Source organism: Calditrichota bacterium (assembly GCA_020637445.1).
Taxonomy (GTDB): Bacteria; Electryoneota; RPQS01; order RPQS01; family RPQS01; genus JABWCQ01.
Map to the genome: position 1 here is coordinate 96288 of JACJVZ010000004.1, position 25754 is coordinate 122041.

Here is a 25754-nt window from a genome sequence, read left to right on the forward strand (position 1 = left end):
CGTTTGACTTTTCTTCGCGCCTTGTCATCCTGCATGTCCCTATAGGGAAACATAGTGAAGGAATCAAGCATCAAACCGAACCAACTCAAGAGTTCCGCGCAAGCGTCAACCAGTCCAGCGGCATGCTGGTCGCCGAGCGGGGATTAAGCGCGTCAGCGCGGCCTGTCCCGTAGGGATTCCCCGCCGGAATCCGTTTCACGCAGCGGCACCCGCCGCTGGTGCCCGCATCAACCCGTCATTTTCCCGCGGCGGCATCCGCTGCGGATGCCCCATACTTGATTTTCTCTTCCACCGCAATCTGGAATTTGTAAATTGGAATTTTCCTCTCCCATGCTAAAATTCATCACGCTAACGATATTCGTAATGCTCGCCGTCGTCGCGTGCAAAGCATCTTCCGACGAAGACGTCACCACTCCGCTCGACATGACGCCGCCCGAGTGGTCGCGCAACGCCGTCATCTACGAAGTCAACGTGCGTCAGTTCACGACCGCAGGCACCTTCGCAGCCTTCGCCGAGCATCTCCCCCGTTTGCAGGAACTCGGCGTGAACATTCTATGGTTTATGCCCATCAATCCCATCGGCGTCGAAAATCGCAAAGGCTCGCTCGGCAGTTATTACTCAGTCAAAGACTACCGCGCAATAAATCCCGAGTTCGGCACGATGGACGAGTGGAAAAACCTCGTCACTCAGTGTCACGACATGGGCTTCAAGGTTATCATTGATTGGGTTGCCAATCACACGTCGTGGGACAATCCATTGACCGTCGATCATCCCGACTGGTACGCGCACGACAATGACGGGAGTTTTGTGCCCCCCGTTCCCGACTGGACGGACGTGATTCAACTGAACTACGACAACGACGATCTCCGCGCGTGGATGACTGAGTCGATGCAGTTCTGGGTCGAGGAAACCAACATCGACGGCTTCCGTTGCGACGTCGCGGGCATGGTGCCGCTGAGTTTCTGGGAGCAAGCCGCACGCGAGCTCTTGCCGATGAAATCGCTCTTCTTGTTAATGGAAAACGAATCCGCCGAATATCACGCCGCCTTCCACGCGGGCTACGGCTGGGAACTCTTCCACAAATCCATCAACGTCGCCGCAGGCGAGCGCGCCGTCGCCGATTTGCTGACCTATTTCTCGACGCACAAGCAAAACTATCCGCCAGACTCGTATGCGATGTATTTCACCAGCAATCACGACGAGAACAGTTGGAACGGCACCGAGTTCGAACACTTTCATAGCGCGGCCCTTCCTTTCGCCGCGATGATCATGACCGCGCCCGGCATTCCGCTGATCTACAACGGCCAAGAATCCGGTTTCAATCGCCGCTTGTTGTTCTTCGAAAAAGATTCCATCGATTGGGCTGACAATCAATACACCGATTTTTATGAAAAACTAACTGCTCTAAAACACAGAAACCCCGCTCTCCGTAATGGAGAACAGGGTGCAGATTTGGTTCCCGTGAATTTCACAGGCGATGAAACGGCGTTGTGCTACAAAAGAGAACGCGACAACAGCAGAGTTGTGGTCATAGTCAACACAAGCCAAACCGGCCTGAACATCACGCTAAACGATCCCAGCGTCGTCGGAACATATCAAGATGTTTTGGAAGAAACAGCCACAACTCTAACCGGCACGGACCACATCACACTACCCGCAGGCGCAGCCAAAGTCTTAGAGCTGCAGTAGTATTCCGATTTCCCCCCGCGCCGCGCGGGGAGATTAAGGGGGGTCTTGAAGAGCAATTCACATCCTGTAGGGGTGGATGGCAATCCACCCGTTTCTGAATTTCCCCCCGGTCTTCCGGGGGGATTAAGGGGGGTAAACGTAAGACGCAATTATGTAGTTCCGCTGCAAATCTACACAAGCTCGAGCCTCTCGGCTCGACACAAAAAGCCGAGGCAATCACCTCGGCTTTTCCGCTCTCCCCCCAAAATCTGCGTAGCAGTTTTGGGGGGATTAAGGGGGGCTTCTGAAACACACAGAAAACAAAACACCTGTCATCCCGTAGGGACCTACTAAAAGGACGCAACCACCCCAAGCGCAACCCGAGAATTCCCCACGCTTTGTCATCCTGCCTGTCCCTGTAGGGAAAGCCTCCGCGGCTGAAGGATCTCTCAGGTCTCCCCCCATTTCTGCTCGGAGAAATGGGGGGATTAAGGGGGGCTTCTGAAAAAAACCAAATCGAAAATCCCAAATCGAAACTCTGACTTCCGTCATCCTCTGTAAGGACCTACTAAAAGGCCGCCACCATCTCAAGCGCAACCCGAGAACATCTCCGCCTTCTGTCATCCTCTGTAAGGATCCACCGAAGCAAACCACTAACGTTAGTCACAACCCGAGAACCCAAACGCCTTGTCATCCCGTAGGGATCTTGTAAAACGTGGCCACCACCCAAAGCGCAACCCGAGCCCCCCAAGCCGCCCATTTCATCCCCTACTTCAGCAGCACCACTTTCCGAAGCGCCACCCGATCTCCTGCCGACGCCCGCGCAAAATAGATCCCACTCGCAAGCCCAGCAGGAGCCGTATAAGAAATCGCAGAACCCGCTACCCTCCCCCGATAAATCACATCCACCTCTCGCCCCAACAAATCATACAACACCACGTTTACATCAGAATGCAGCGGCGCGTCGAGAGAAATACGAAGTGTTGAGTTGAAGGGATTGGGGAAAACGGAAAGAGATAAATTGTGTGGCAACAGTGTCGGCTCCCGTACCGGCAAACCAAAGTTCCGGTCGCCCGCAACGACGATGATTCTGCCGCGCTCTTCGAGACCATGATACGCCGAGAAAAACCAGTCGTCGATCCCGTCCCCGTTAAAATCTCCCGCTTCACCGATCCGGTACGGATAGTTCATCCCGTCCAACGGGCCATCCAACACCCACGCCGGCGACTCCGGCAACGGATCCCCACCTAACCAAACCTCGATGTGGTCATTGGGGGGAGTTAAGTAGTGTTCGTAATGCGCGACATCGTCATACCCATCCCCATTGATGTCCCCTAACGGCGTCACGTACTTGGGCACATTATTGTTCGGCCAATGTAACTCGACGTCATCAACAAGATCCATGTCCGGTCCACCCCAGTAGATGTATTTCCGTGCGCCCTCGGCAAATGAGGTCGCACGAGATATGATGTCATCGTATCCGTCCCCGTTTATGTCGCCCACTATCCGGTGGTAATATTCAAACGTATTCCCTGCTGCCGATGGGCGAACACGGATCAATGCCGGCAGCGAATCTGCCAACGGAGAGCCCAAATAGAGTTCCGCGCGAACGTATCCACTATCTCCGAGCAGGATGACTCGTCCAAAGTCCGAGTAACCGTCGCCATTCACGTCGCCAAATCCCATGTGACTGGAATTGAAATCAAAGTGTGACCACAGCGCATCATCAGATCCCGGAATTTCACCCAAGTAAAAGTTGAACATTCCTTCGTTCAACGGTCGTTTCGTGTAATCATCCCGACCATCCCCATTGTAGTCGCCCACGTTGGTAAGATAGTGAAGATCGGAAAGTGCTCCAATCCAGTCAGGAATCGTATCAAATACCCCTGGGCCACCTAAGAATAACGCCGAACGCCAACCTGCCCCAGCAGACTGCAGGTAAAGGCTAAGGAGAATATCTTGATGGCCGTCGCCGTTCACGTCACCAGCAGGGACCGTAAAGCCCGCATCGAATGCACCATCTGACCAACCATATCTGTCATTCGTCGTGTCGTATCGCCCAAATTCGATGAAACTGGCATTACCCAGATTGTTGCCCTAATACAGCCGGATATCCAAAGAGTTCACGGAACTTTCCGACCCGACGATGACATCGTCGAACCCATCTCCGTTTTGATCACCAACAGATTGAAAGCAACTAAACCCCAAATACTGTCCCACCTCCCCCGTCACATCCAACAAATACGTCGGTTCGTACGGCTGGGCATACAGCAGGCCCCCCAACAACAAAACCGCGAACCCCACCCGCTTCAAGATTCTGAATGCAGAGAGAATTCGCGTCATGATCAAGGCCTCCGAGCTAAGTTTAGCCGTGCATGGCAGAAATTTACGCTCGCAAAACTGAAAAGTCAACTTGCCCAGACTTTCTCTGGTCTTCCTCCAAGATCTGCGTAGCAGTTTTGGGGGGATTAAGGGGGGCATTCTGACTTCATACTTCTACTCGCCGAGCGGGGCCTGCACTCGAACGCAGTGAAGTGATTTAGCGCGTCAGCGCGGCCTGTCCCGTAGGGATTCCCCGCCGGAATCTGAACTCCGCCTTCATATTTCATACTTCATATTTCATATTTTCCGCATTTTCTATTTCCCCGTTACTACTTCCCTGCCTCCGGCAGGGGCTTCTTGCCGATCACTCCAAGCGCGACGGCCAGAGGCCGACGGTAGTACAACAGGAGAACGCAGGCCAAGCCCGCCACTACACATCATCTCGCCGAGCGGGGCCTGCACTCGAACGCAGTGAAGTGATTTAGCGCGTCAGCGCGCCCTGTCCCGTAGGGATTCCCCGCCGGAATCTGAACTCCGCCTTCATATTTCATACTTCATATTTCATATTTTCCGCATTTCTATTTTCTATTTTCTATTTTTCTTCCCCCCTATCCTTCATCCTTAAGAAAAAACGCGGCGACCAAAAAAGGCCGCCGCGTCAGCGTATCGTTCCCCACTTGTCAAGTGGGCGCTTGTTATTCAGCCGGACGATTCAGTTCCAGCTCGACCGTAATATTCACATCTTGGCCGACAACCAAACCACCCGAGTCGAGCTTCGTGTCCCAAGCAACACCGTAATCAAAACGGTTAATCGTCGTCGTCGCCGTGCCGCCTGTGTTGAACGTACCCCACGGAGACTTCACTTCCTGATTGAACCCTTCTACGTCAAACGTCACTTCCTTCGTAACGCCGCGAATCGTCAAATCACCCGTCAGCATCGCTTTGCCTTCACCCGTTTGCTCGGCTTTCTTTGAGACAAACGTCATCGTCGGAAAGTGCTCGACATCAAAAAAGTCTCCCGTCTTCAAATGTCCGTCGCGCTTCTCGTTGTCCGTATTTACCGAAGCCATCTGCACCGTGAAGTTCGTGCTGATCGTTGACAAATCCTTCGGATCAAAACTCACCGTGCCGTCAAAATCCTCGAACTTGCCATGCACGGTGGATACCAGCATGTGCTTCGTCGAAAAATTAATCGACGAGTGCGCCTTGTCGATATTCCAATCCGCCGCAAACGCCGTCGATCCCGCAACCACCAATGCCAAGACCAGCAATTGAATCATCTTCATCTGTGTAATACTCCCTAATTCTGAGTTTCTGTTGTGATGTGTTTCTATCGTCTATGCAAACAAAATTCTTCTGATTTCCCCCCGGTCTTCCGGGGGGATTAAGGGGGGTCAATCGTCCAGGAAAATCGAGAACTTCCAGCGTTTTGTCATCCTGTAAGGATCTTGTCAAAGGACGCAACTCACTCAAGCGCAACCCAAAACCCAAGCCACCGCGAAGCATCCTTCATCCTTCATCCTTTAAATCGGCTCAGCCGCCTTCTGCCCCACCTGTTTCAAATACTCCGCCATCTTCTCCAATTCAAACGGCGACAACACCACCAAAGAATCCGTAATCACCGGCACAATCTCCGGAAAAACCTTTTGAATGTACTCGTCTCCGGCTTTCGTCAACCGCACCCACACAAACCGTCGGTCCTCCGTGCTCCGCTCTCTCTGGATCAGCCCCCGCTTCTCAAGATTGTCCACCACCAACGTGATGTTCCCGGAGCTCTTCAGCAGCTTGTGTCCTAAGTCGTTCTGGTGAAGTTCGCCCAAATGCATCAGGGCTTCCAGCACACCAAACTGACTAATCGTCAGATTGTGCGGAGCCAGTGCCTTAGACACACGGCTCGTCACCGAATCTGCCGCGCGCATCAACTTAATGTAGGCATCCAGTGCACGTACTTCAGACGCGCTGCCCTTGTGTTTGGTTCCCATTTTGTGCCGATATTAATTAACTTAATACCAAAATACTGATTATTTATCTATTTTGCAAATGGTATGTAGCTTAGTATTTTCAAGGAGATAAGAGTATATCATTTCAACGCGTGTTCTCGCATGGGTCACCAAAACAAAAACGGAGAGGTTCTTACCTCTCCGTTTCCATAATTTTACTTCAATGTCGAGCTAAAGTAGAATCCCCTCGTCCACCTCGCTCAACCGGGCTCTTCCGCACAAAGCCATCGCGATTTTCATCTCCGTCAAAAGCAAACTCACAGCTTTTTCGATTCCCGCGGCTCCCTGAACTGCAAGTCCCCAAACATACGGCCGGCCGACCATCACCGCACTCGCTCCCAAAGCCATCGCCTTCAGAATGTCCGTTCCGCGACGAATTCCTCCGTCGAACAAAACCGGAATTTCTCCGTCAATCCGATCCACGATGTCCGGCAGCATTTCAATCGTCGGCGGCACCGTGTCCAGATTTCGCGCGCCGTGATTGCTGACAATCACTCCTTGCGCGCCGGATTGAATCGCAATATCCGCGTCGTCAGGATGTAGAATTCCTTTCAAAACCACGGGAACAGTCGCGGTTTGGACAATCCACTCGATATCTTTCCACGAGAGTTTCGGATCGCAGAGCGGATAGTAAATTCCCTGCAAATCCGTGTCATGTCCGATAATTTGAAATTCTTTCGGCAAACCTTCCAACATCGCGCGATTCAGTCCGTCAGGAAGATGAAATCCCGCGCGAGCTTCGCGGACGCGGTTGCCGAGCACCGGAGTATCGACCGTCACAACAATCGCTTTGGCTCCGGCGGCTTCGACTCGTTCGATGATATTTTTCGTGTAGCCGCGATCACGCTGCACATAGAGCTGATACCAGAGTCTTGTCTGAGGCGACGATTGCGCGATCTCTTCGATCGACGTGTTCGTCATCGTACTCACGCAGTAAACTGATTCGGCGAGCGCGGCGCCTTTTGCACTTTCAATCTCGCCGTTCTTGTGAAACAGTTTGTGATAGGCCACGGGCGCAAGCATCACCGGATGCGGCAGCCGTTCGCCGAACAGTTCGACGGACGTGTCGAGTTCGGACACGTCATTCAAAACTCGCGGCAAAAACTGAATGCGGTCGAACGCTGTGATATTCCACTTCAAAGTGAGTTCATCACCCGCCGCGCTGCCGAGGTATTCCCACGCCATCGTGGTCAAAACCTCTTTAGCCCGCAATTCAAAATCGGAAATTCTCAGGATGTTGTTCATGTCCTAAGATAGAGAGATTTCCGTTGAGATGAAACCGGAATTTTGCGCGTGCCGGGGCACCTGCGGCAGGTGCCGCCGCGATGCTTACTCGTCGGGATTGTCTTTGTGTGAAGTCTTGGCTGCTTTGCCGTCATCCCTGATTGCTCATCAGGCGATTGTTCTGTTCCGAGAGCTGCTCTGAGTCAGATGGGAACACAGGAAGAGTTTCACGCGCGGAGTGTTCCGGCGAGGGTTTGGTTCGGGTTGGAACCCTATCGTCTGTACAGTGGATCGTCTTCGCCCGGTCTGGGCTACTAGAACTTGCCAGTGCGACAATTTTCTGTGCTGATTGGCCGCAGCCCCGCCTGTTCCTTCCTGTGCACAAGGAGGGTCGAATTGGTGCTTTGGTTGGTTAGCTGTGTCTAATATACAACATTATTTGCATGATGTCAAGAGGATTTTGTATTTTGTTGGAATTAGTAAACGTTTGTTCAAGATGAGGTTGGGTGGGGTGATGGGGAACGGAGGAGGCAACCGAGATTTAGGTCGAATTCGGGAGGAGTCTTGCCAACGCAATGCAACTCTTATTAATTTGCGTAGCGAGCATGCGCTTGACATTGGTGGGATAAGTTCTAAATTTATGTATCATAGAAGTTTGAACATCCTAGAATTGTGTGTTAGCTGCACATCTTGTTTCTTTCAACCTCCCTGTACAAAACAACTCGAGTAAAACCAACCTCATATCGTGAAAATGAAGAAGTTTGCATATGAGGACTTAAGTCCCGAGCAATTCGAAGAACTCATAGTTTCAATCTGTCAGTTTCTACTGGGAACCAGCGTGCAGGGATTTTGTAAAGGCCCTGACGGTGGAAGAGATGCAAAATTCACAGGAACAGCAAATGAAATTCCAAGTAAAATGGCCCCGTGGATAGGAACTACAATCGTACAAGCAAAGCACACTAATTCACCCGTAGCTACATTCTCGGACAGTGAATTTTCGAGTGAAGCGAGCAAAGATTCTGTCGTTTCAAAAGAAATCCCACGAATAAAAGCGCTCAAAGACACAGGCGAACTTAATCACTACATTCTTTTTGCGAATCGAAGATTGTCCGGAAATGCAGACAAAAAGATCAAGGCTCGCATTTCAACGGAATGTGGTGTACCAATTGGCTCAATTCTTCTTTTCGGAGCACATCAAATCGATTTGTTCTTGAAACGATTTCCTGCTGCAGCGGAGCTGGCGGATTTCAATCCTCTGGATTCGCCGCTTAATGTTGGACCAGATGAACTAGCAGAGATAATCGAAGCAATAAGTGTACATATCCCAAACGCGAGCACAGTTTTAACCGACCCTCCGACAGACCGTGTATCGTATGAGGAAAAGAACAAAATCAATAACCTTTCTCCCGAATACGCCTCACACTTTCTTAAACGCTATCTAAAAGAAACACAAGTAGTGAAGGAGTTTCTTGCAAATCCTGAGAACACACAATTACTTGAAAAGTACTTGACAACTGTGGATGAGTTTCAAAGGAATATTATTCCGAAACGCAAGGACTACAATTCGTTTGACGAACTATTGAACTACCTTTTCAACTTTCTTTTTGCTCGTGACCCAGTACTGAACGCAAACAAACGAGAAACCAAGTTGCTTGTGTTTTACATGTACTGGAACTGCGACTTAGGTAGAAATCCAGATGATCCGACCGACTAAACACTCACATCCCGATCAAACTGTAGTACACGTTGCTACGCTATTATTGGGCGAACTCATTTCGAGCCGTTCAAAATCCTTTGATTCCTTGCGTGACAATGTAAAAAAGAAAGTGAAAGGCGGTGCAACATTGTTTCTCCCAGCATTGAACCTTCTTTTCTTGCTTGGCCTAGTTGAGTATCGCTCAAAAACGGACAGCTTTGAGTACATGGAGAACCAATGAAGCTATCTTCCATATATTCCAACTATCCGGATGAGTTCTCTACTGTGAAGTTTGAACCCGGACTGAATGTCATTTTGGGCGAGATTCGTTTTCCACAGAACATTGAGAAGGACTCGCACAATCTGGGGAAGTCAATTTTGGGGAAAATCATCGATTTTTGCCTTCTTTCAAAATCAACCAAGGAGCATTTTCTTCAGAAGCGGATAGCTGTATTCTCGAAGTTTGAATTTCTCCTTGAAATTGAGCTTCGGAAGAATGACTTTCTGACCATTAAGCGTGGAGTCTCTGACCCTAACAGAATTTCAATCAAGTACCATGACACCCGTTGGCAAGATTTCTCGAAACTTGAAGATGACGAATGGAGTCATTCCCTTCTTCCGTTTGACAAAGCAAAAGACATAGTCGACGGAAAACTCGATTTACACGGCTTGCGACCTTGGAGTTTTCGAAAGATCGTCCCCTTTTTAATTCGCTCACAAGACGACTACGACCAGATTTTTCAAGTCAAGAAGTTTGCTGGGCCTCATTCAGATTGGAAGCCCTTCATTGCTCATATACTTGGTTTCCCCTATGAAAATGTTGTCGAATTGTATAGTACAGAAGACGAAAAAGAAGCAAAGTCACAAGAAGAGTCGACGATTAGAAAGGAAGTTGGAGGTACTGTTGAAGATATCAGCAAGATTGACGGCACACTCCTTGTGAAACGTAGCGCATTTGATCGGAAGCGTATTCAACTCGATGAGTTTGATTTCAGAAAGTTTGATCAAGAGAAGATAAAACTTGTCGCCGAGCAACTTGACTCACAAATCGCTCAACTGAATTCTGAGCGCTATTCATTGAACGCTGCAAGACGGCGTGTCAAAGAAGTCCTAACAGATGAAACCATATTGTTTGATCCAAAAAGGGCCGAGAGTTTGTTCGCAGAGGCGAATGTACTGTTCCCAGATCAGCTAAAGAAGGACTTTGTACAATTACTAGAGTTCAATCGAAAGATCACAGAAGAGCGAAGAAAGTACCTTAATGATGAACTTGCGGAGATAGAAGAAGGGGTATCCAGAATTGGCAAGGAGATCAATGCGCTTGGCGTTAAGAGAAAGAACGCGCTTAAGTTCCTAGGCGGAAGTGATGTAATAGAAAAGTTTAAGTCGATTAGCCAAGAGATGTCGAACCTTCAGGCTGACATCATTAGCCTTGAAAGAAGGCGCGAATCACTTGCTCGGCTTCAATCGCTACGAGCTGAATTACGATCACTTAATAATAAGATTGAGCAGCTAAAAGAGGCTGTCGAGAATGACGTACTAAATGCTGAATCGAATGATACTTTTAGGAACATTCGTTTGTTTTTCAACGACATCGTTGAATCAGTAATCGGCCGAAAAGCTGTTTTAAGCGTTTCGCCGAACAGAGATGGACATCTAGAGTTCAAATATGATCTTTTAGACGTTCAAGAAAACCTCACAAGCCAAGGCGATGGCTTCACTTACCGAAAGTTCCTGTGTATTGCTGCTGATTTGGCAATACTCAGAGCACATATTGATAGTGCATTCCCTCACTTTGTCTTTCACGATGGTGTGTTTGACGCGCTTGATCCTCGTAAACGAATTAGTTTGATGCGTGTTATTAGATCATATTGCGACCTAGGACTTCAACATATTGTTACACTGATCGATTCTGATATTCCGGCTGTTCCTGAATCGGACGTCTCGTTCTTTAGTGACTCTGAAGTCGTCCTTCGATTGCATGACAATGGCGATCAAGGCCGGCTTTTCAAGATGCCAATGTGGTAACCCCTGGGATGCGGTGATAAAACGGCGACCTTGCGGTCGCCGTTTTTTTAGCTTTCAATTTCTTCTCTAATTCCGTACTTCTTTAGTCTGTAGCGGAGGGTTTCGCGAGTCATCCTCAGGAATCTTGCGGCGGCGCTGGCGTTGTTGTGACAGTGGCGCATGGCGATTCTGATTAACTGCTTCTCCACCTCTTCCATGTTCACGCCGGACTGCGGGACATCGATTTGAAAACCGTTGTTCGCGTCGTGCATGAAGCTGTCCACGTCCGTCTCCGGCATTGAGGAAATACTCGGCGTGGGAGTCTCCTGCATCGGCAGAATCGCCAAGTCCGCGGGCGTAATCAGCGGGCCGCTGCCAATCAACACCGCGCGCTCGACGGCGTTGCGCAACTCACGAATGTTTCCCGGCCAATTGTAACTCGTCAAAAGACGTTCGGCGTCGGGTGAAATGCCTTCAATGTTCTTTCCGAATTCGCGATTGAATCTATCGATGAAATGCTTTGCAATCGAAACCGTGTCGCGGCCGCGCTCACGCAGCGGCGGCAGATGCACACTGAAGACCGCGAGACGATAATATAAATCGCGGCGGAACTTGCCTGAGTCGATCTGCTCCATCAGGTTCGCATTCGTCGCGGCAATCAATCTGAATTTCATTTGAAGCGGCTGCGTGCCGCCGACTCTGCGGAAGGTGCGCTCTTCGATGACCTTCAAGAGTTTCACCTGAAGATTCAAAGGCATCTCGCCGATCTCGTCTAAGAAAAACGTTCCGCCGGACGCGACTTCAAACAGACCGCGCTTGCGCTGCTTGGCATCGGTGAACGCGCCTTTCTCGTAACCGAAGAGTTCGGCTTCCAACAAAGTTTCGGGCATCGCCGCGCAGTTGACTTCGACGAACGGTTTGTCGGAATTGGGAGACGCCAAGTGAATCGCGTGCGCGACCAGTTCTTTTCCCGTTCCCGATTCGCCGGTCAGCAAAACCGTTGCAAACGGAACCGCCGCGACTTTTTTGCTGGTCTCGATCACGCTGTGCATCTGATTGCATTCGCCAACCAGACGATCAAAACCGTAAACGGCTTTGCGTTCGTCGGACACGCGCTCGATTTCGCGGGAGGTGGCAACATTTTGCAATGCACGGTCGACCAGAAGCATGAGCTTTTCGAGATTTAGGGGTTTTCCCAGATAATCGAACGCGCCGTGCTTCAGAGCCTCGACCGCTTTTTCCGGTGAGGCCTGCCCGCTGATGATCAAAACGGGATGCTGTGGAGAAATTTCATGGATCTGTTGACAGAGTTCAACACCGTCAATACCGCCCGGCAACCCGACGTCGAGGATCGACAAATCCGGCGCCATCGTGCGCATCTTCTCCAGACCGACCGTAGCGTCTTCCGCTTCAATAACTTCGTAATCTTTGATCTCCGCGACCTGTCGAATGATCTCTCGAATGTCGCGGTCGTCATCCACAACCAACAGTGTTGCTTGCATGTCCCCGCCGGGTTTGTTGTGTTCAACCAACTTTGCTCAAAACAACCATGCAAGTAAAGGGCCACCCGGTTGAAAACCGGGGAACGTGACGCTTCGCGAGGGCTGAAAGTTTGTAAGGTGGTTTAGGGTGTTATGGAGAGGTGAAGTGAAGTCAGAAGTATGAAGTCAGAAGTCAGAAAGGTATGAGGTATGAGGTAAGAGGTATGAACCGAGCAATAGATGATTGATTTTCTGGCAACGGTGTAGTACATTTTGATATGCAAGCGGCACACGGTTTTGGGAGGCCTTGATGATAACGCGAATTCTATCTGCATTCAATCTTCTGAAACGGGTGGGGTTCGCGGTTTTGTTGTTGGGGGTTGCGAACACTGCTATTGCACAGCCACAAGCGCCGATTGAGTGGGGAGAAATCAGGTTGCTGCAGCAAGCACCTAGCCAGTACTACGCAAATGAAGTCTACACTTTTGGCGATACACTTGTCCTGCTTGCAGGTTATCCGTCGTCTTCACCGCGTTCAGCGGCAGCCTGCATCAGTCCCGACAATGGCGAGACATGGAGCCCTTGGCATGCCTTCATAAACCAAGATGAAGTGCTTGGCATGTATGCGGCCACGGTTGCCTTCACAAGTCAAGGGATCTTTGTCATGGCGACCAAACGAGTGGGAGATCAGTTTCACAAAGGGCTGTATCGAACCTATGATCTTGGACAAACATGGCTGGATCCCTTAAGCACACGCAACAGCAATCTCCGGGCATACGCAGAACGCAATGACACGATCTTCGTGGCCAGTGGCTATGATACGGTCATGTGGACTGCCGACCAGGGGGCACACTACAGCGCAAACCGAGTTGCGGGTTTCGGTCCGAACAGTCCAATATTGGACATTTCCACAGGCAATGGCTGGTTACATGTTGTTGGTCTTAGCGAAAGAACCGATCACGATCCTTTGTGGCATTTGCTTTACAGCCGAGCGCCGCTTTACAATGGAGCATTCGGCCCGGTACAACGCCTAAGTCGGTTGGATCGCGATTTCATGTATTGGCCAGTAGTAGCATTCGATGAGTTGGGTCGGGGAATGATCGGAGCATCGGCTGACATACCGCCCTACGGCAATCCAGATCAAATGACTTGGCGCTTTGTTAGCGAGGATGACGGCTTGACTTGGAGCGGGCCCGATACTCTTACGCCGATTGAAAGCGGAGGGGGAACCCGGATCGCAATGCGGGGAAAGTACTGGGCGATTTTCTGGGGAGACTCAACTCGAGAGGAAGGTTTCGATCGAGGCACCTACCTATATCAGCTTTCAGCAAACGAGGGAAGAAGCTGGTTACCCATACACCAAATTACCGATGACTCGACTATAGGCAACACGAATCGAGGATTTGAAATTCGTGGAAACGAAGTGAGACTTAATACGGCTTCTCACTATCATGATGGGGAATATGGTCAGTATTTTCACCAGTTAGTGGGGATCATCCACCCTGACACATTGTTACCTGTGATCCAAGAGGCAAGACAGCTCGCGGACACGCTGTCGGGGGGATCAACCGTCGAGTTTCTTGCAACGGCCACAGATAGTGATTCGCTTTGGCGAATGCAAGTGGTACTTCGCGCCGGAGCGAGTGATGATTCGGTAGTTGTTCCACTTGAGGAATCAGCGGAATCGCAGTATTCCGGTCTCTGGTTGGTTCCACAAGAAACAGGGGAATGGTTCTACTACTATCGAGCGGAAGACATGTGGGAAAATGTGACCACGACGACGGTTGATACGCTTTTTGTTGGCACACTAAGTGGTACCGCGCACTTGCCAAGTCTTGTTAGTGCGCTTGATCTTGATGTCTTTCCGAATCCTTTTAACTCGACATTGCGTGTTACGCTGGTTGCGCCGCTGAATTCTGATGTTTCGGTGTTGCTGTATGATTTGTTGGGGCGGGAGGTGGATGTGATTTATCGGGGGCGGCTCTCGTCAAATACGATTTCTTATGCTGCGCCTGCTGCGCTCTCTAGTGGGGTTTATTTTGTGCGGGCGAGTACTTCTTCGCAGGTGAGTTTGAAGAAGGTGGTGCTGCTTAAGTGAAGGATAAGGGATGGGGGATGGAAGCGGGTGGTTTGGGGTTTCGGGTTGCGCTTGGGATGGTGGCGTCCTTTTAATAGGTCCCTACGGGATGACAGCGTTTTACATTTTGGTTTTCACTTTTGGGGTCTGTGGTACTTATTCATAGGTCCTTACAGAGGATGACGGAAGTTCGGGGCACCCGCAGCGGGTGCCGCCGCGATGAAAGCGGAGGAGTTTTTGGGTTGCGCTTGGGGTGGTTGCGTCCTTTTGCAAGATCCTTCCAGGATGACAAGGCGCGGGACGAATTCGGGTTGCGATTGAAGTGGTAACGTCCTTTTAGTAGGTCCCTACGGGATGACAGGTGTTTTGTTTTCTCAGTTTGCACTTCAGATGGTGGCGTTTTTTGAGTAGATCCTTATCCTTCCGAGGACAGGCGCCGGATGACAGAAGGCGGAGTTTCGATTTGGGATTTTCGATTTTCTCGGAAGCCCCCCTTAATCCCCCCAAAACTGCTACGCAGATTTGGGGGGAGAGCGGAATCGAAAAACCCCGACGTTGCCGTCGGGGTTTTTTGTGAACTGAAATGCGAAACGTCAGCGGCTTGGAAGCACTGCGGGAATCCAGGTTGCATCGAACTCGACGTAGTCAACCCAAACGGATTCTTCCGAGTCATTTGTCCAGAGGGTGAGTCTTAGCGAATACGTTCCGGCCGGAAGATTCTGAAGTGACTGGCAGAAGAGATCACCGGGTGCGACATTTTTCACGGTCCGTGAAAAAGCTACGATTTGGCCAAAGTCGTCCAGCAATTCGAGACGGCCACTCCATACAACACCGTCATTTTGCGGCGTTTCATCCACTACCGCAGTCGCGAAGAAGGTGATAACGGAGTTTGCATTGGTCGCAAAAGTCGTAGACAATACATCTGTCTCATCATTGACCACGCCATCGTCGACGTTATAGACTTGCTTGAAACCACCGCTGGACGTGTTGCCGGCAACGCGAGCGGAATCCGCGATACGCGCGGTGTCGGCGAAACACGAATAGAATGCGTAGGGCACTGCGGCGATGAATTGACGCGGAGTCATATAGACGTCGTCATAAGATAGCCCGAGCCACGCGCCTTCGGCGGGGAAATCTGAGAGCATCAGAGGATGTCCCCACCCGAGAGTGACTTCGAAGACACCGTTGACGACGGTGACGGAATCCCACTCAGACCAGATCGGCGGACCGCCGAAAGCCCCGGTGTAGATATGGAACCCAACTTCATAGACGCCGTCAGGCATGATGTTGCCGTCCTGATCCGTAAACACCGCTTGGTAGTTCATCATGGTCGGACCGTTCGCGAAGGAAGGGGCAACCACAGCCAGCATAAGGGCAAACAAGAGAACAGCGAGTCTCATGGAGAGAATATCCTGAAATGAAAAATTAGATTACTTAAGAAGCGTCAGTTTGCGCACTTGGACGCGAGACGAGTGGGACAAGCGCGCGAAATATTCACCGGAGGGCAGCGTGGCGCCGTTTTGCGCGAGACCGTCCCACGTGATGTGATGGAGACCGGGAGCGAGATCGCTCAGGTCATAGGAACGAACTTGTTGTCCGAGCAGATTGAAAATGGTCAATTCGCCTGCGCCCGCTTTGTCGAGCGAGAAGGGAATAACCGTGCTGGGATTGAAGGGATTGGGATAATTTTGCTCGAGTCCGAAATTCAGGGGGACTTCAGCAGGCTGTTGGGGAGTAGCCGAGGGTCTGAGCAGGAATTGCTGCAAGACACGGACATAGCCGGAGTGCATGACAGCGCCGCTGCTGGTGGTGCCGAAATACCCGACGATCGGCTGGCCGAGGTAGCCCTGAATAAATCCTGACGTGCCGCCCGTGCCGCTATTGGTGCTGAGCGTCATAGGCAGTTTTGCGTTTTGCGCCCAGAGTGAAAACGGCACAAGGCAAAGGACGATGAGGAAAGATAGGGATTTTCGATTCACGAGCGCGCTCTGTGACAGATGATATGCGAAATTCCTTAGGCCGGAATTGGGGCCGCAGGAGTGTAAGCCAAATCTTGGGATAGGTTTAGACCGGAAGAATTGGACAGAAACCTATGTGATTCAGCACTCAAAACTAACTATTTAGGCTTTGAAAGTCAAGGCGATTCGTGAACTTAGGGCAAATCTGGGGCCGTTAGATTGGAGCGAAATGGTGTGATTGGGTGAGATTGAGAGGTGATTCCTCTGATTCGTTGACGGGCCGCAACATCATGTGTGGGGCTATACTGTTAAAAGCATGATAAGAATGAATTTGAAGACGAAGAAGTGGTATATTAGTATTGGTATTGCATTTTCCAAAAGTGCGGATTGGGATTGCATAAGGCATCCTCCTGCAATATATTAGTTATACTTGCAAAAGAAACACGAAACATAAATTGCAGGGCAAAACCTAACAAGCAGAGGATGAAAGAATGAAGAAGCTTTTGACACTGTGTACTATGCTGGCTTTGGTCGCATCGGCGGCTTTTGCTGGCACCAGTTACAAGAAGGACAAGATTGACGGTTTGAAGTCGAATGCTACCTCGGTTGAGCAACCGAGCGCTGAAAAGCAAGCATTGATTGACCAGCTTGCGATCGAGTCTATCTACACGAAGTTGGCGAACAATGTCGATTTGACGCCGGCGGAGAAAGAGATGATTCTGGACTATGAAGCTCAGAATCCGAGTCGTGAAGGCAATTTGGACGCCGTAGGCGGTCCGGACCTTTACGGCTATATGTATGTCGATAACATGGACGGTGACACGTCGACGTTTGACTGGATCGAAATTTCGAATACCGGTACGTTGATCGCTGGCGCGAGCAATGCCGACGACGCAGCCGGTCCGGCAACGTGGGGCTGGAGCTTCCCGTTCTATGGCGCGAGCTATTCTCTGGGTTATGCCGGTTCGAACGGAACGTTCCAGTTCACGACGAACAGCTCGTCCTACAGCAATACGTGCACGCTTCCGTCGTCGGTTGGTCCGGCGATTTTCCCGTTCTGGGATGACCAGCACACGGGTCGCGGCGGCACGGGCACGTCGGGCACGGTGAGTGACTCGGGCGCGGTGTTCTTCCAGGATTTCGGCAGCTACGTCGTGATTCAGTGGGACTCGGTGGGTCGTTACAGCCCGTCGTTCCAGCACACTTATACTTACGAGTTGATTCTTTATCCTGACGGCAAGGCGAAGGTTCAGATTCTTGCTTTGGACGTTTGGCCGACCTCGACGACGAATCCTTCCCCGACGGTTGCTATTCAGGGCACCGGCGCGGGCAATGCTCTGCCGTATTTCTGCTCGACGGCTGCCACTCCTGACGGCAACCTGACGGGCCGTGCGATTTGGTTCTACCCGCCGGCTTCTGCTCCGACGGGCCGTTGCTGCTATTTGGATGGCGGACATGGCGCTTGCCGCGACGATATGACTGGTGAAGACTGCGACGCCATTGGCGGCGCGTGGGGTGGCCCGGGCACGACGTGTGCGGACAATCCCTGCCCGGTTGGCCGTTGCTGCTACTATGACGGCGTTGCTGGTGCCTGTGCTGATGTTATTCAGCTTGAGTGTAATTTCCTCGGCGGTACGTGGGCTTCGGGCTTGAACTGCACCGACAGTCCCTGCACGGTTGGCCGTTGCTGCTACGACGACGCTGGCCATGCTGGCTGCGCCGACGTGATTGAAGCCGAATGTGATTTCTTGGCCGGCACTTGGGCGTCTGGCTTGACGTGTACTGCGAATCCGTGCCCGGTGGCCCTGCAGGGATCGGATGACTGCCCGGGTCCGCTGCTTACGGCTCCGATTACGGTTGCCGGTACGACAGTAGGTGCGACGGTTGAAGTTGGCCTTCCGTTCTGCGGCACGAGCTACACGGCCCCCGGTGTTTGGTACACCGTTGTTGGTACTGGCAACACGCTGACCGCGAGCCTGTGCGGATCGAGCTATGACACGAAGCTGCATGTCTATTGCGGCGATTGTGGAGCGTTTACTTGTATTGGCGGCAATGACGACTTCTGCAGTCTGCAATCGCAGTTGTCTTGGTGCTCGAATGCCGGAACAACCTACCACATTTTGGTTTCCGGTTTTTCGGCGAGCGTAGGTGACTATACTTTGGCATTGTCGGATGACGGCGTTGCCTGCACAGGCGCGATCAACTGTAATCCGGAAGGCCGTTGCTGTTACATCGACGGAGCTTCTGGTGCGACGGCATGTGCCGACTTGCTGGCTGAAGACTGTGCGGCGCTGGGCGGCGAGTTTGACGCCGAAGCGACTTGTGCGGACGGTCCGTGCGGCGGCAGCTGCTGCTACATTGAAGCCGGTCAAGGCTTCTGCGACAACATCGCCCATTGCGATGAAGACGTACTTGAATCGGCATGTTTGGTTCTTGGCGGCACGTGGTACGCCGGCCTTTCCTGCGCCGAGACTCCCTGCAACGCGAACCCGTGTGTTTGCGAATGCACGACGTATGCAAACGCGCATGGAACGCTCGCGGCTGACGAGACGACCTATCCGATCGACTCCGCGATTCCGACGACTTGTGTGACGATCAACGTTCCGATCGAATACCACATCACCGACTTGAACGTGAACATCGACCTCGTCCACACGTTTGACGCCGACCTCGACATGTTCCTGACGTCCCCGTTGGGCACGATTGTCGAATTGTCGACGGACAACGGCGGTTCGGGCGAGAACTTCACCTGCACCGAGTTCGACGACGAAGCGGTCGATCCGATCACTGGCGGCGTTGCTCCGTTCACGGGTTCGTTCCAGCCGGAAGGCATGCTGTCTGACTTCGACGGCGAGAACGCAGTTGGCGACTGGCTGCTGTGCATCACGGACGATGCGGGCGGCGACGTTGGTTACATCATCGGCGTCTGCTTGAAGTTTGAGTACGACGAGATTCTGCCTGTGGCCTTTGGCAGCTTTGACGCTGTTGCCGGCAATGGCAAGATCACGTTGAACTGGAACACGATGTCCGAGCACAACGTGGATCACTTCGAGCTGTCGCGTGACGGTTCTGTGGTGACGACGATTGCTGCGCACAACGAAGCATCGGAAGCCAACTACAGCTTTGTTGACAACGACGTGACGAACGGCGTTGAGTACAGCTACAGCTTGGTTTCGGTGGACGTCAACGGCAACCGTCAGAACTTGGCGACGGTGTCCGCGACCCCGAACGCCGGCGCGGTTGTGAGCGAATACGCGTTGCATCAGAACTACCCGAACCCGTTCAACCCGACGACGAACATCGTGTTCGACATGTTGGAAGCGGGTCACGTGACGATCAGTGTGTACAACATCATGGGTCAGAAGGTTGCCGAATTGGTGAATGGCGTGGCAGAAGCCGGCCGTCACTCGGTGACGTTTGACGCGACGTCGCTGTCGAGCGGTCTCTATCTTTACAAGATGGAAGCGAACGGCTTCACGGCGCAGTCGAAGATGGTCCTGATGAAGTAGCCAGCGTAGACGCTGGACCCAGTGTGCTGACGCAATAGCTTCAGTGGTTGGGTTGGATTGAAAGAGAGCGGGGCGACCTCAGTGGTCGCCCCGCTTTTTGTTGTTCACGAAAAGGGGATTATGCGAAGAACAGATCAACCAAGTAGGCGGTGCCGTAGGCGACGACGGAGGCCAAGAGCATCACCAGCAGCGTACGAGTGCGGCCCTTGTCGAGGCCCCAGTCATCGAGGTAGCGATGGAGGAAAATGCTGGCCGGAAAGAAGACGATGGTCGAAACGATGAAACTTCGCATAAGTTGAGACAGTGCAAACCTCGTTCCTAAAAAAGGGGTCGATTGGCTTGCAAGTACGGGAATTCCTCGGTACCTTTTTAGATACAACTTAGGAGAAAAACATGCTGTTCGGGGCGCATACGTCGACCGCCGGTGGATTGCACAATGCATTCAAGTGGGGAACGGAATTTGGGTGCGAATCCATCCAGATTTTCACGAAGAGCCAATTGCAGTGGCAGGGCAAGCCGATTGAACCGGATGCAGTGATGATGTGGTTCGACGCGTGGGAAGAAGCGGGGGGGCCGCCGGTGTTCGTGCACGACAGCTATTTGATCAATTTGTCATCGCCTGACCCGGAACTCAGGCGAAAGTCAATTGAAGGATTTGTCGACGAATTGGAGCGGGCGTCGCTGCTGGGAATCCCGTGGGTGAACACACATCCGGGCTCGCATAAGGGAGCGGGTGAAGAAATTGGGCTGAAGAATTGCGCGGCGTCACTGCGGGAAGTGCTGCTCAGGACTGAAGGATTGGGAGTGGGGATTTTGCTTGAGACGACGGCGGGTCAAGGGGGAGATTTGGGAGCGAAGTTCTCGCACTTGGGCTATCTGATCAAAGAGTGCAACCACGACGAGCGCATGGGGGTGTGCGTGGACACGTGTCATATCTTTGCGGCGGGGTACGATATTCGCACGCCGGAAGCCTACGCGAAGACGTGGAAAGAGTTCGATGAAGAGATTGGGCTGAAATATCTGCGCGCGTTTCATTTGAACGATTCGAAATTCGAATGCGGACAGCACCGCGACCGTCACGCGGCGATTGGCAAAGGATTTATCGGGCTATCGGGATTTAAGTTGTTGGCGACGGACAAAAGATTCGAAGGGATGCCGGGGACGACGGAGCTGCCGGATGAAGATACACCGTCGAGTATCTCAGCGTTAAAGAGTATGCGTGATGAATAAACGCCAACGGGCCGCACTGGATGTGCGGCCCGCATGGTGAGGCGTCTTGAATATTTTGTAAGGGGCCAGCATCCTCTGCAAATATATAGTGATAGGCACGTGAACTATTTCACAGAAAAGTCTGGCATATTGACAAGGTTAATTTTTTTTTTGATTTAATATCAGCAACCCAAGCCGCAAAAGGTGCGGCATGATTTATCCACTTCAGGAGGTTGCTATGAAGACACTTGCTTTGATTATCTTTTCAGCGTTGTTTGCAACGGCGGCATATTCACAGGCCTTTTGCCTTGCAACGTCTGACAATTGCTGTGATGGATACTGGTCTTCGAATTCTACTACAACGACAATTCAAGAAAATGACTTGATACTATCCTATCAAGCAACGAGCGAAGACAATGAACTGAATATCGTACTTCAAATCGATGGTTCAGTCGCAGAGACTTGGACGGTTTGTGGATGTGGATCTGTTGCGCTCGAATCTGATCCGATTGGACCGGGACATGAGGTGGCGCTAAAAGTTGAGTGCGTAGGATGCGGTCTTTCACAATGTCAGAATGGAGATGCAAAAGTGACGGTGTACAGGAATGTTGCGTCACCCGCTTGTAAACTCTCATGCGACTAGGAGTTTTGCAAATCGTAGGAATTGGCCTATCATTTCTTGCGTCGCAGGACGTATTCTCGGCGTTAAGAATCGTGCCGACGGAGTATGCGACAATTCAAGAGGCCGTCAACGCTACCGCCTCTGACGACACGGTTTTGATTCAAGTTGGCGTCTATGAGGAGACAGTCTCAGTCCCTTGTCGGCCAATGACCATTGCCGGCGAATACATATTCTCGGGCGATTCGACAGATATTGACTTCTGCAGATGGGTTGCACCAGCGGGACATCGCAACATTCAGGCGACAGTTTGTGGGGCTGGGAACTCCTTGGTCATTGCGGGACTAACCTTTTCCGGGAACTCTGCCGGCGGCGGGCTTGATCTGGAACGGGGCGGAATCGTGGTGGAGAAATGTGTATTTGATGCATGTTCCGCTTTCGCAGGCGGCGCGTTGTATGCTGCAGACTCTGAGCTTCAAGTTGCGAATTGCGTATTCACGCGTTGTCATGCAGCGACTACCGGCGGGGTTGTCTACCTCGACAGCGTTCGTTGCGTGATCTCAGGTTCGCGTGTGGAAGACTGTGGTGCTTCAGGGCCCAATGGAGCACTTTTCCGGTTTGGCGATCGCTCCGCATATTTCGACAATGTCGCGGTGCGAAACTGTGTCTTGCCGGAACAGCGTGCACTCTTTGATCTAACCGGAGTAATGGACACAGTGTTGTTTACGTCGTGTGTAATCAGCAATAGTGTTTTCGGCTATGGGGTGTATCAGAGTAGTGGTTTGTGCTCGATCTTCAAAATGGAGCGGTGCAATTTTGAGGGGAATACGATTCGAAAGTCGATAGTTTCGGATGACGTGTTAGAAATCGGAGACTACTTGATCTCCGGCTGTGTATTCCGCGAAAACCACTCTGCCGACTTCATTGGAGTGGCGGCCATGTTCGTATGTCACGGGCACTACGGCTTTTTCCGGTTCACAGACAACTTGTTTGCTTACAACGACTGGCTTGACGAATCTTGCATGTTTGTAGTATTCTACGGAAATGAACTGATTTCGAGAAACTACTTCATCGGCAACTCTTCTTCCGAGGGAATTGCGACTCCTTGTGTTGTGTATGCATACGGGGTCTCAGAGAATACGTTTCGGCACAACGTATTTCATGACAATTTGACCGCGGCGTGTGCAGCCTTTGTTTCGACGGAGCCGATAGCTCAAGTTCAAAACAACTACTGGGGAGATCCGAGCGGACCCTATCACATTGAGATGAATCCCGCGGGACTTGGTGATACTGTCGTTGGCGATTTGGACTTTGTTCCATGGTCTGAAGATACATCGTTTTTGTCTACCGCGATTGAATCGCCTTTACCAGTATCAATTGCACTCGGCTACCCCTATCCCAATCCATTCAATTCAGAAGTTAAGATTGAGTACGCTTTGGCGCGGGAACAAGATGTCAGGATTGATATCTATGACGTGTTGGGTCGACGGGTGAGTGAGCTTTTAGGCGAACGCCAAGGGGTTGGGGTTCACTCTGTGCGGTGGGACGCGAATGGGTTTGCTTCGGGATTGTATTTCGCGAGGTTATCTTCGGCGGACTCCCGTGCCGCGCAATCAGCGAAACTGTTACTGATGAAATGAGAAAGTGTTTTAAACGCCAACGGGCCGCACTGGATGTGCGGCCCGCTTGGTTTTGAGACTCTTATTTCTTATGGAGCGCAGTTGTGGATCACGACGTAGAAGAGTTGATCTTCTGTTTGATTCGTGACGTGCGAAATAGCCAAGCCCGCGGAGGGGACGATGGCTGCAACTTCTTGTGTCCAACCTGCTCCCGGCGGAGTGGTGTTTAGCTCCGCATCGGGAGTAGAGTAGATATCATATCTTCCGGCTTGCGGCGCATTCCAGAAGAAATCGATTTCGTTGTTGTTGTCACCGGGGATCATCGCGAAATCTTCCGGTGGCAGACAGGGTGCAGGAGCTTCGACGGTGACGGTGCCGACCATGCCGAGCGAAAAATGCACGTCACATTGATAGCTGTAGGTGCCCTCCAAGGGCGCGGCAAATGCGAAGTCGTACGTAAACGCGGTCGACACGGGATTACCGCTGCGAAAAACGGGAACGGCGGACGTTTCCGCGACGTTGTGGAGTCCCGTGGTTTTAATCCAACGGACGGTATCACCTTGTTGGATTGTGATACTTGACGGGCTAAACGTAAATCCCACAACATTCACGACGTGGATTGTCGCGTAACTTTTCATCACCAGCAAACCCAACGCGCACAGACAAAGAACAGTTTTCATTTCGCCTCCTCAGACGTATATTCATGGTGTCCAAACAAGAAGGCTCTCCCAGTGTCAAAATGACACTTTCATAAGTTGCGTAACTTGACTTTGAATGTCAAGTTTTTCGTCAGGCTAAATGAAAAAGCCCGCCATGTGGCGGGCTTTCCACACTTTTGCAACTCACTTAGAAGAAAACATGGAGTTGGGCTTCGACTTGGCTCTTGTTGCGGGCCTGTTGTACAGTTGAGCCGGGGACAGGCGAGGCAGAATAGAGACGATGCAGCACAGAAACTTCGACCCACGGGAGCACATAGGATGCGACGCCCAAGGACGTGCGTTCGGCTTCTCCGCCGATGGATGATGTTTCGGCGTTGTCCATCCAATCGTAGGCCGCACGAATCCAGATTCCCTGGTAGGCCATGATTTCAAGCTGGCCCGTCGCGTAGGCACTGGTGATGGCGAAGGGGCTTGCTCCCGACGGGAAAGTCCAAATAATCGGTGTGATCCAGTCTTTTCGGTCATATTCGAAGAGCAGTGAAGTGGCCAGCCAGCCGAAATTTGAGGCGCCGTTGCCCGAACCCATCATATCGTGGATACCTTCAAAGGCAATCCCGCCGAATCCACCCCACGACACAGAGCGATTGGCTTTGCCGGGGAACCCAATTTCGGGGTCGGCGGCCTTTCCGGGGGAGTGGTACCAGCTTCCGCCCAAGGATGCAATCCACTTTTGTGCGAAGGGCAAACGGTGTTGTCCGTAGGCACGCATGATCCAGCGTTTTTGCTGGTCGCGGTCGATGGGGGTGTTGGATTGGGCACTGGTAAAAGAACCCGATAAATCGAAGGCCAGAATTCTGGAGCCGACTTCCATACCTACTCCATAGCCGGGCGGAGTGGGTGAGCTTACGGGGCCGCCGTCGTAGCCGCTGAATAATCCTGTGCGGACATAGGAAGTGTGGTCAGCGAATCTAAAGCCGTAATTTTCTTGGAATTGTCCGCCCTTGACCCAGGCTTTGAAGCCCTTTAGGTTCGCCATTCCGTAGGCTTCCATGCGGCCTGACGCATCTGCGACACCGCGCGACAAGTAGAGCATGAACTGCTCGGTGGGTCGGAACTGGATGTAGAGATTTCCTTCCATCTGGGCCGATGACCCTGTGTTAGTGGACAGGGGCGCCGAGAGACCGGCTTCGGTCGTGTCGTTGATGGTATTGGTTGAGAGCCAGATCGTGCGCAGATCGGCGCCGATGGTCACTGATTCGGAGAGCTTTGGCTTGATCTTTTCGAGCGTCTCGAAGCTGATAGGCTTGACGGGGAGATATTGCGGGCCGAAAAACTGGCTCCCGTAAAGTTCGCGCATGCCGTTACCGGTGGGGCTGGCATGACAAAGGAAACAGCTTTGTCCGAAGAGCGCGCTATATTGCGGGCGGGCAAAGGCTGTGGAAACTACTGTGGCGCAGAGGAGTAAGACAAAAAGTACGGACTTGCGCATTAGGCTGACCTTTCAAGGCAGGAATTCACTGAACTTAATCGATACATAGGCAATATACATAACCTGACTGGGGAGCGCAATATTGTTTGCCTCGTTGCTGAAAAGCCGCTATATTACAGTTTCTACTCGAATTGGCCCGCAGAATACACACAGGCTGCCACAATGCATGTGGGGGCAAACCAACTTGTGTGACTGCACCTACACTTCCACTATGCGG

At 51.7% G+C, this 25754-nt stretch carries 19 protein-coding genes; 8 read left to right on the forward strand and 11 right to left on the reverse strand.

Annotated elements, in window-relative coordinates; translation table 11 throughout:
* Positions 1 to 330: 330 nt before the first annotated feature.
* Positions 331 to 1689 carry an alpha-amylase gene (locus H6507_12520; protein MCB9369927.1) on the forward strand — a complete coding sequence of 453 codons (1359 nt, stop codon included), beginning with the start codon at positions 331 to 333 and terminating at the stop codon, positions 1687 to 1689.
* Positions 1690 to 2436: 747 nt separating this feature from the next.
* On the opposite strand, the gene H6507_12525 is transcribed toward H6507_12520, so the two are convergent.
* The 5 genes from H6507_12525 to H6507_12545 all read right to left on the reverse strand — a co-directional run bounded on the left by H6507_12525 (position 2437) and on the right by H6507_12545 (position 7235).
* Positions 2437 to 3648 (reverse strand): T9SS type A sorting domain-containing protein, encoded by a 1212-nt coding sequence (locus H6507_12525; protein MCB9369928.1) that lies wholly within the window; start codon positions 3646 to 3648, stop codon positions 2437 to 2439.
* A gap of 117 nt (positions 3649 to 3765) precedes the next feature.
* Positions 3766 to 4011, reverse strand: coding sequence for a hypothetical protein (locus tag H6507_12530; GenBank protein MCB9369929.1), 246 nt, complete (start codon positions 4009 to 4011; stop codon positions 3766 to 3768).
* A 674-nt stretch (positions 4012 to 4685) separates the two neighbouring features.
* Positions 4686 to 5276 (reverse strand): polyisoprenoid-binding protein, encoded by a 591-nt coding sequence (locus H6507_12535; GenBank protein MCB9369930.1) that lies wholly within the window; start codon positions 5274 to 5276, stop codon positions 4686 to 4688.
* Between the two features lie 237 nt (positions 5277 to 5513).
* Positions 5514 to 5972 carry a MarR family transcriptional regulator gene (locus H6507_12540; protein ID MCB9369931.1) on the reverse strand — a complete coding sequence of 153 codons (459 nt, stop codon included), beginning with the start codon at positions 5970 to 5972 and terminating at the stop codon, positions 5514 to 5516.
* 189 nt (positions 5973 to 6161) lie between these two features.
* Entirely contained in the window at positions 6162 to 7235 is a 1074-nt protein-coding gene (locus tag H6507_12545; protein ID MCB9369932.1) for an alpha-hydroxy-acid oxidizing protein, read from the reverse strand.
* Positions 7236 to 7965: 730 nt separating this feature from the next.
* Between H6507_12545 and H6507_12550 the strand changes: the two genes are divergently transcribed.
* Both H6507_12550 and H6507_12555 read left to right on the forward strand, forming a co-directional pair.
* Positions 7966 to 8928, forward strand: coding sequence for a hypothetical protein (locus tag H6507_12550; protein MCB9369933.1), 963 nt, complete (start codon positions 7966 to 7968; stop codon positions 8926 to 8928).
* A gap of 219 nt (positions 8929 to 9147) precedes the next feature.
* Entirely contained in the window at positions 9148 to 10938 is a 1791-nt protein-coding gene (locus H6507_12555; protein MCB9369934.1) for a DUF2326 domain-containing protein, read from the forward strand.
* A 47-nt stretch (positions 10939 to 10985) separates the two neighbouring features.
* Here the strand turns inward: H6507_12555 and H6507_12560 are convergent, their stop codons facing one another.
* Positions 10986 to 12419, reverse strand: coding sequence for a sigma-54-dependent Fis family transcriptional regulator (locus H6507_12560; GenBank protein ID MCB9369935.1), 1434 nt, complete (start codon positions 12417 to 12419; stop codon positions 10986 to 10988).
* Positions 12420 to 12708: 289 nt separating this feature from the next.
* Here H6507_12560 and H6507_12565 point away from each other — a divergent pair, with 289 nt between their 5' ends.
* Positions 12709 to 14496 (forward strand): T9SS type A sorting domain-containing protein, encoded by a 1788-nt coding sequence (locus H6507_12565; protein ID MCB9369936.1) that lies wholly within the window; start codon positions 12709 to 12711, stop codon positions 14494 to 14496.
* A 572-nt stretch (positions 14497 to 15068) separates the two neighbouring features.
* Here the strand turns inward: H6507_12565 and H6507_12570 are convergent.
* Positions 15069 to 15875: a hypothetical protein gene (locus tag H6507_12570; protein ID MCB9369937.1), complete on the reverse strand. Its 807-nt coding sequence runs from the start codon at positions 15873 to 15875 to the stop codon at positions 15069 to 15071.
* A gap of 30 nt (positions 15876 to 15905) precedes the next feature.
* Positions 15906 to 16373 carry a T9SS type A sorting domain-containing protein gene (locus tag H6507_12575; protein ID MCB9369938.1) on the reverse strand — a complete coding sequence of 156 codons (468 nt, stop codon included), beginning with the start codon at positions 16371 to 16373 and terminating at the stop codon, positions 15906 to 15908.
* 551 nt (positions 16374 to 16924) lie between these two features.
* Here H6507_12575 and H6507_12580 point away from each other — a divergent pair.
* Positions 16925 to 19942: a T9SS type A sorting domain-containing protein gene (locus H6507_12580; GenBank protein MCB9369939.1), complete on the forward strand. Its 3018-nt coding sequence runs from the start codon at positions 16925 to 16927 to the stop codon at positions 19940 to 19942.
* A 118-nt stretch (positions 19943 to 20060) separates the two neighbouring features.
* Here the strand turns inward: H6507_12580 and H6507_12585 are convergent, their stop codons facing one another.
* Positions 20061 to 20234, reverse strand: a complete 174-nt coding sequence (locus tag H6507_12585) for a hypothetical protein (GenBank protein ID MCB9369940.1) — start codon at positions 20232 to 20234, stop codon at positions 20061 to 20063.
* A 101-nt stretch (positions 20235 to 20335) separates the two neighbouring features.
* On the opposite strand from H6507_12585, the gene H6507_12590 reads away from it, so the two are divergent.
* The 3 genes from H6507_12590 to H6507_12600 all read left to right on the forward strand — a co-directional run bounded on the left by H6507_12590 (position 20336) and on the right by H6507_12600 (position 23410).
* Positions 20336 to 21172: a deoxyribonuclease IV gene (locus H6507_12590; GenBank protein ID MCB9369941.1), complete on the forward strand. Its 837-nt coding sequence runs from the start codon at positions 20336 to 20338 to the stop codon at positions 21170 to 21172.
* A 217-nt stretch (positions 21173 to 21389) separates the two neighbouring features.
* Complete coding sequence (locus H6507_12595; protein MCB9369942.1) at positions 21390 to 21794, forward strand: hypothetical protein; 405 nt, start codon at positions 21390 to 21392, stop codon at positions 21792 to 21794.
* The gene (locus H6507_12600) at positions 21785 to 23410 is read left to right on the forward strand and encodes a right-handed parallel beta-helix repeat-containing protein (protein ID MCB9369943.1); all 1626 of its coding nucleotides are present in this window, start codon (positions 21785 to 21787) and stop codon (positions 23408 to 23410) included. Before H6507_12595 ends, H6507_12600 begins: the two co-directional genes overlap by 10 nt.
* Positions 23411 to 23478: 68 nt before the next feature.
* On the opposite strand, the gene H6507_12605 is transcribed toward H6507_12600, so the two are convergent.
* Together H6507_12605 and H6507_12610 are read right to left on the reverse strand one after the other, a co-directional pair.
* Positions 23479 to 24069: a hypothetical protein gene (locus H6507_12605; protein ID MCB9369944.1), complete on the reverse strand. Its 591-nt coding sequence runs from the start codon at positions 24067 to 24069 to the stop codon at positions 23479 to 23481.
* Positions 24070 to 24235: 166 nt separating this feature from the next.
* Positions 24236 to 25405 (reverse strand): hypothetical protein, encoded by a 1170-nt coding sequence (locus H6507_12610; protein ID MCB9369945.1) that lies wholly within the window; start codon positions 25403 to 25405, stop codon positions 24236 to 24238.
* Positions 25406 to 25754: the final 349 nt, after the last annotated feature.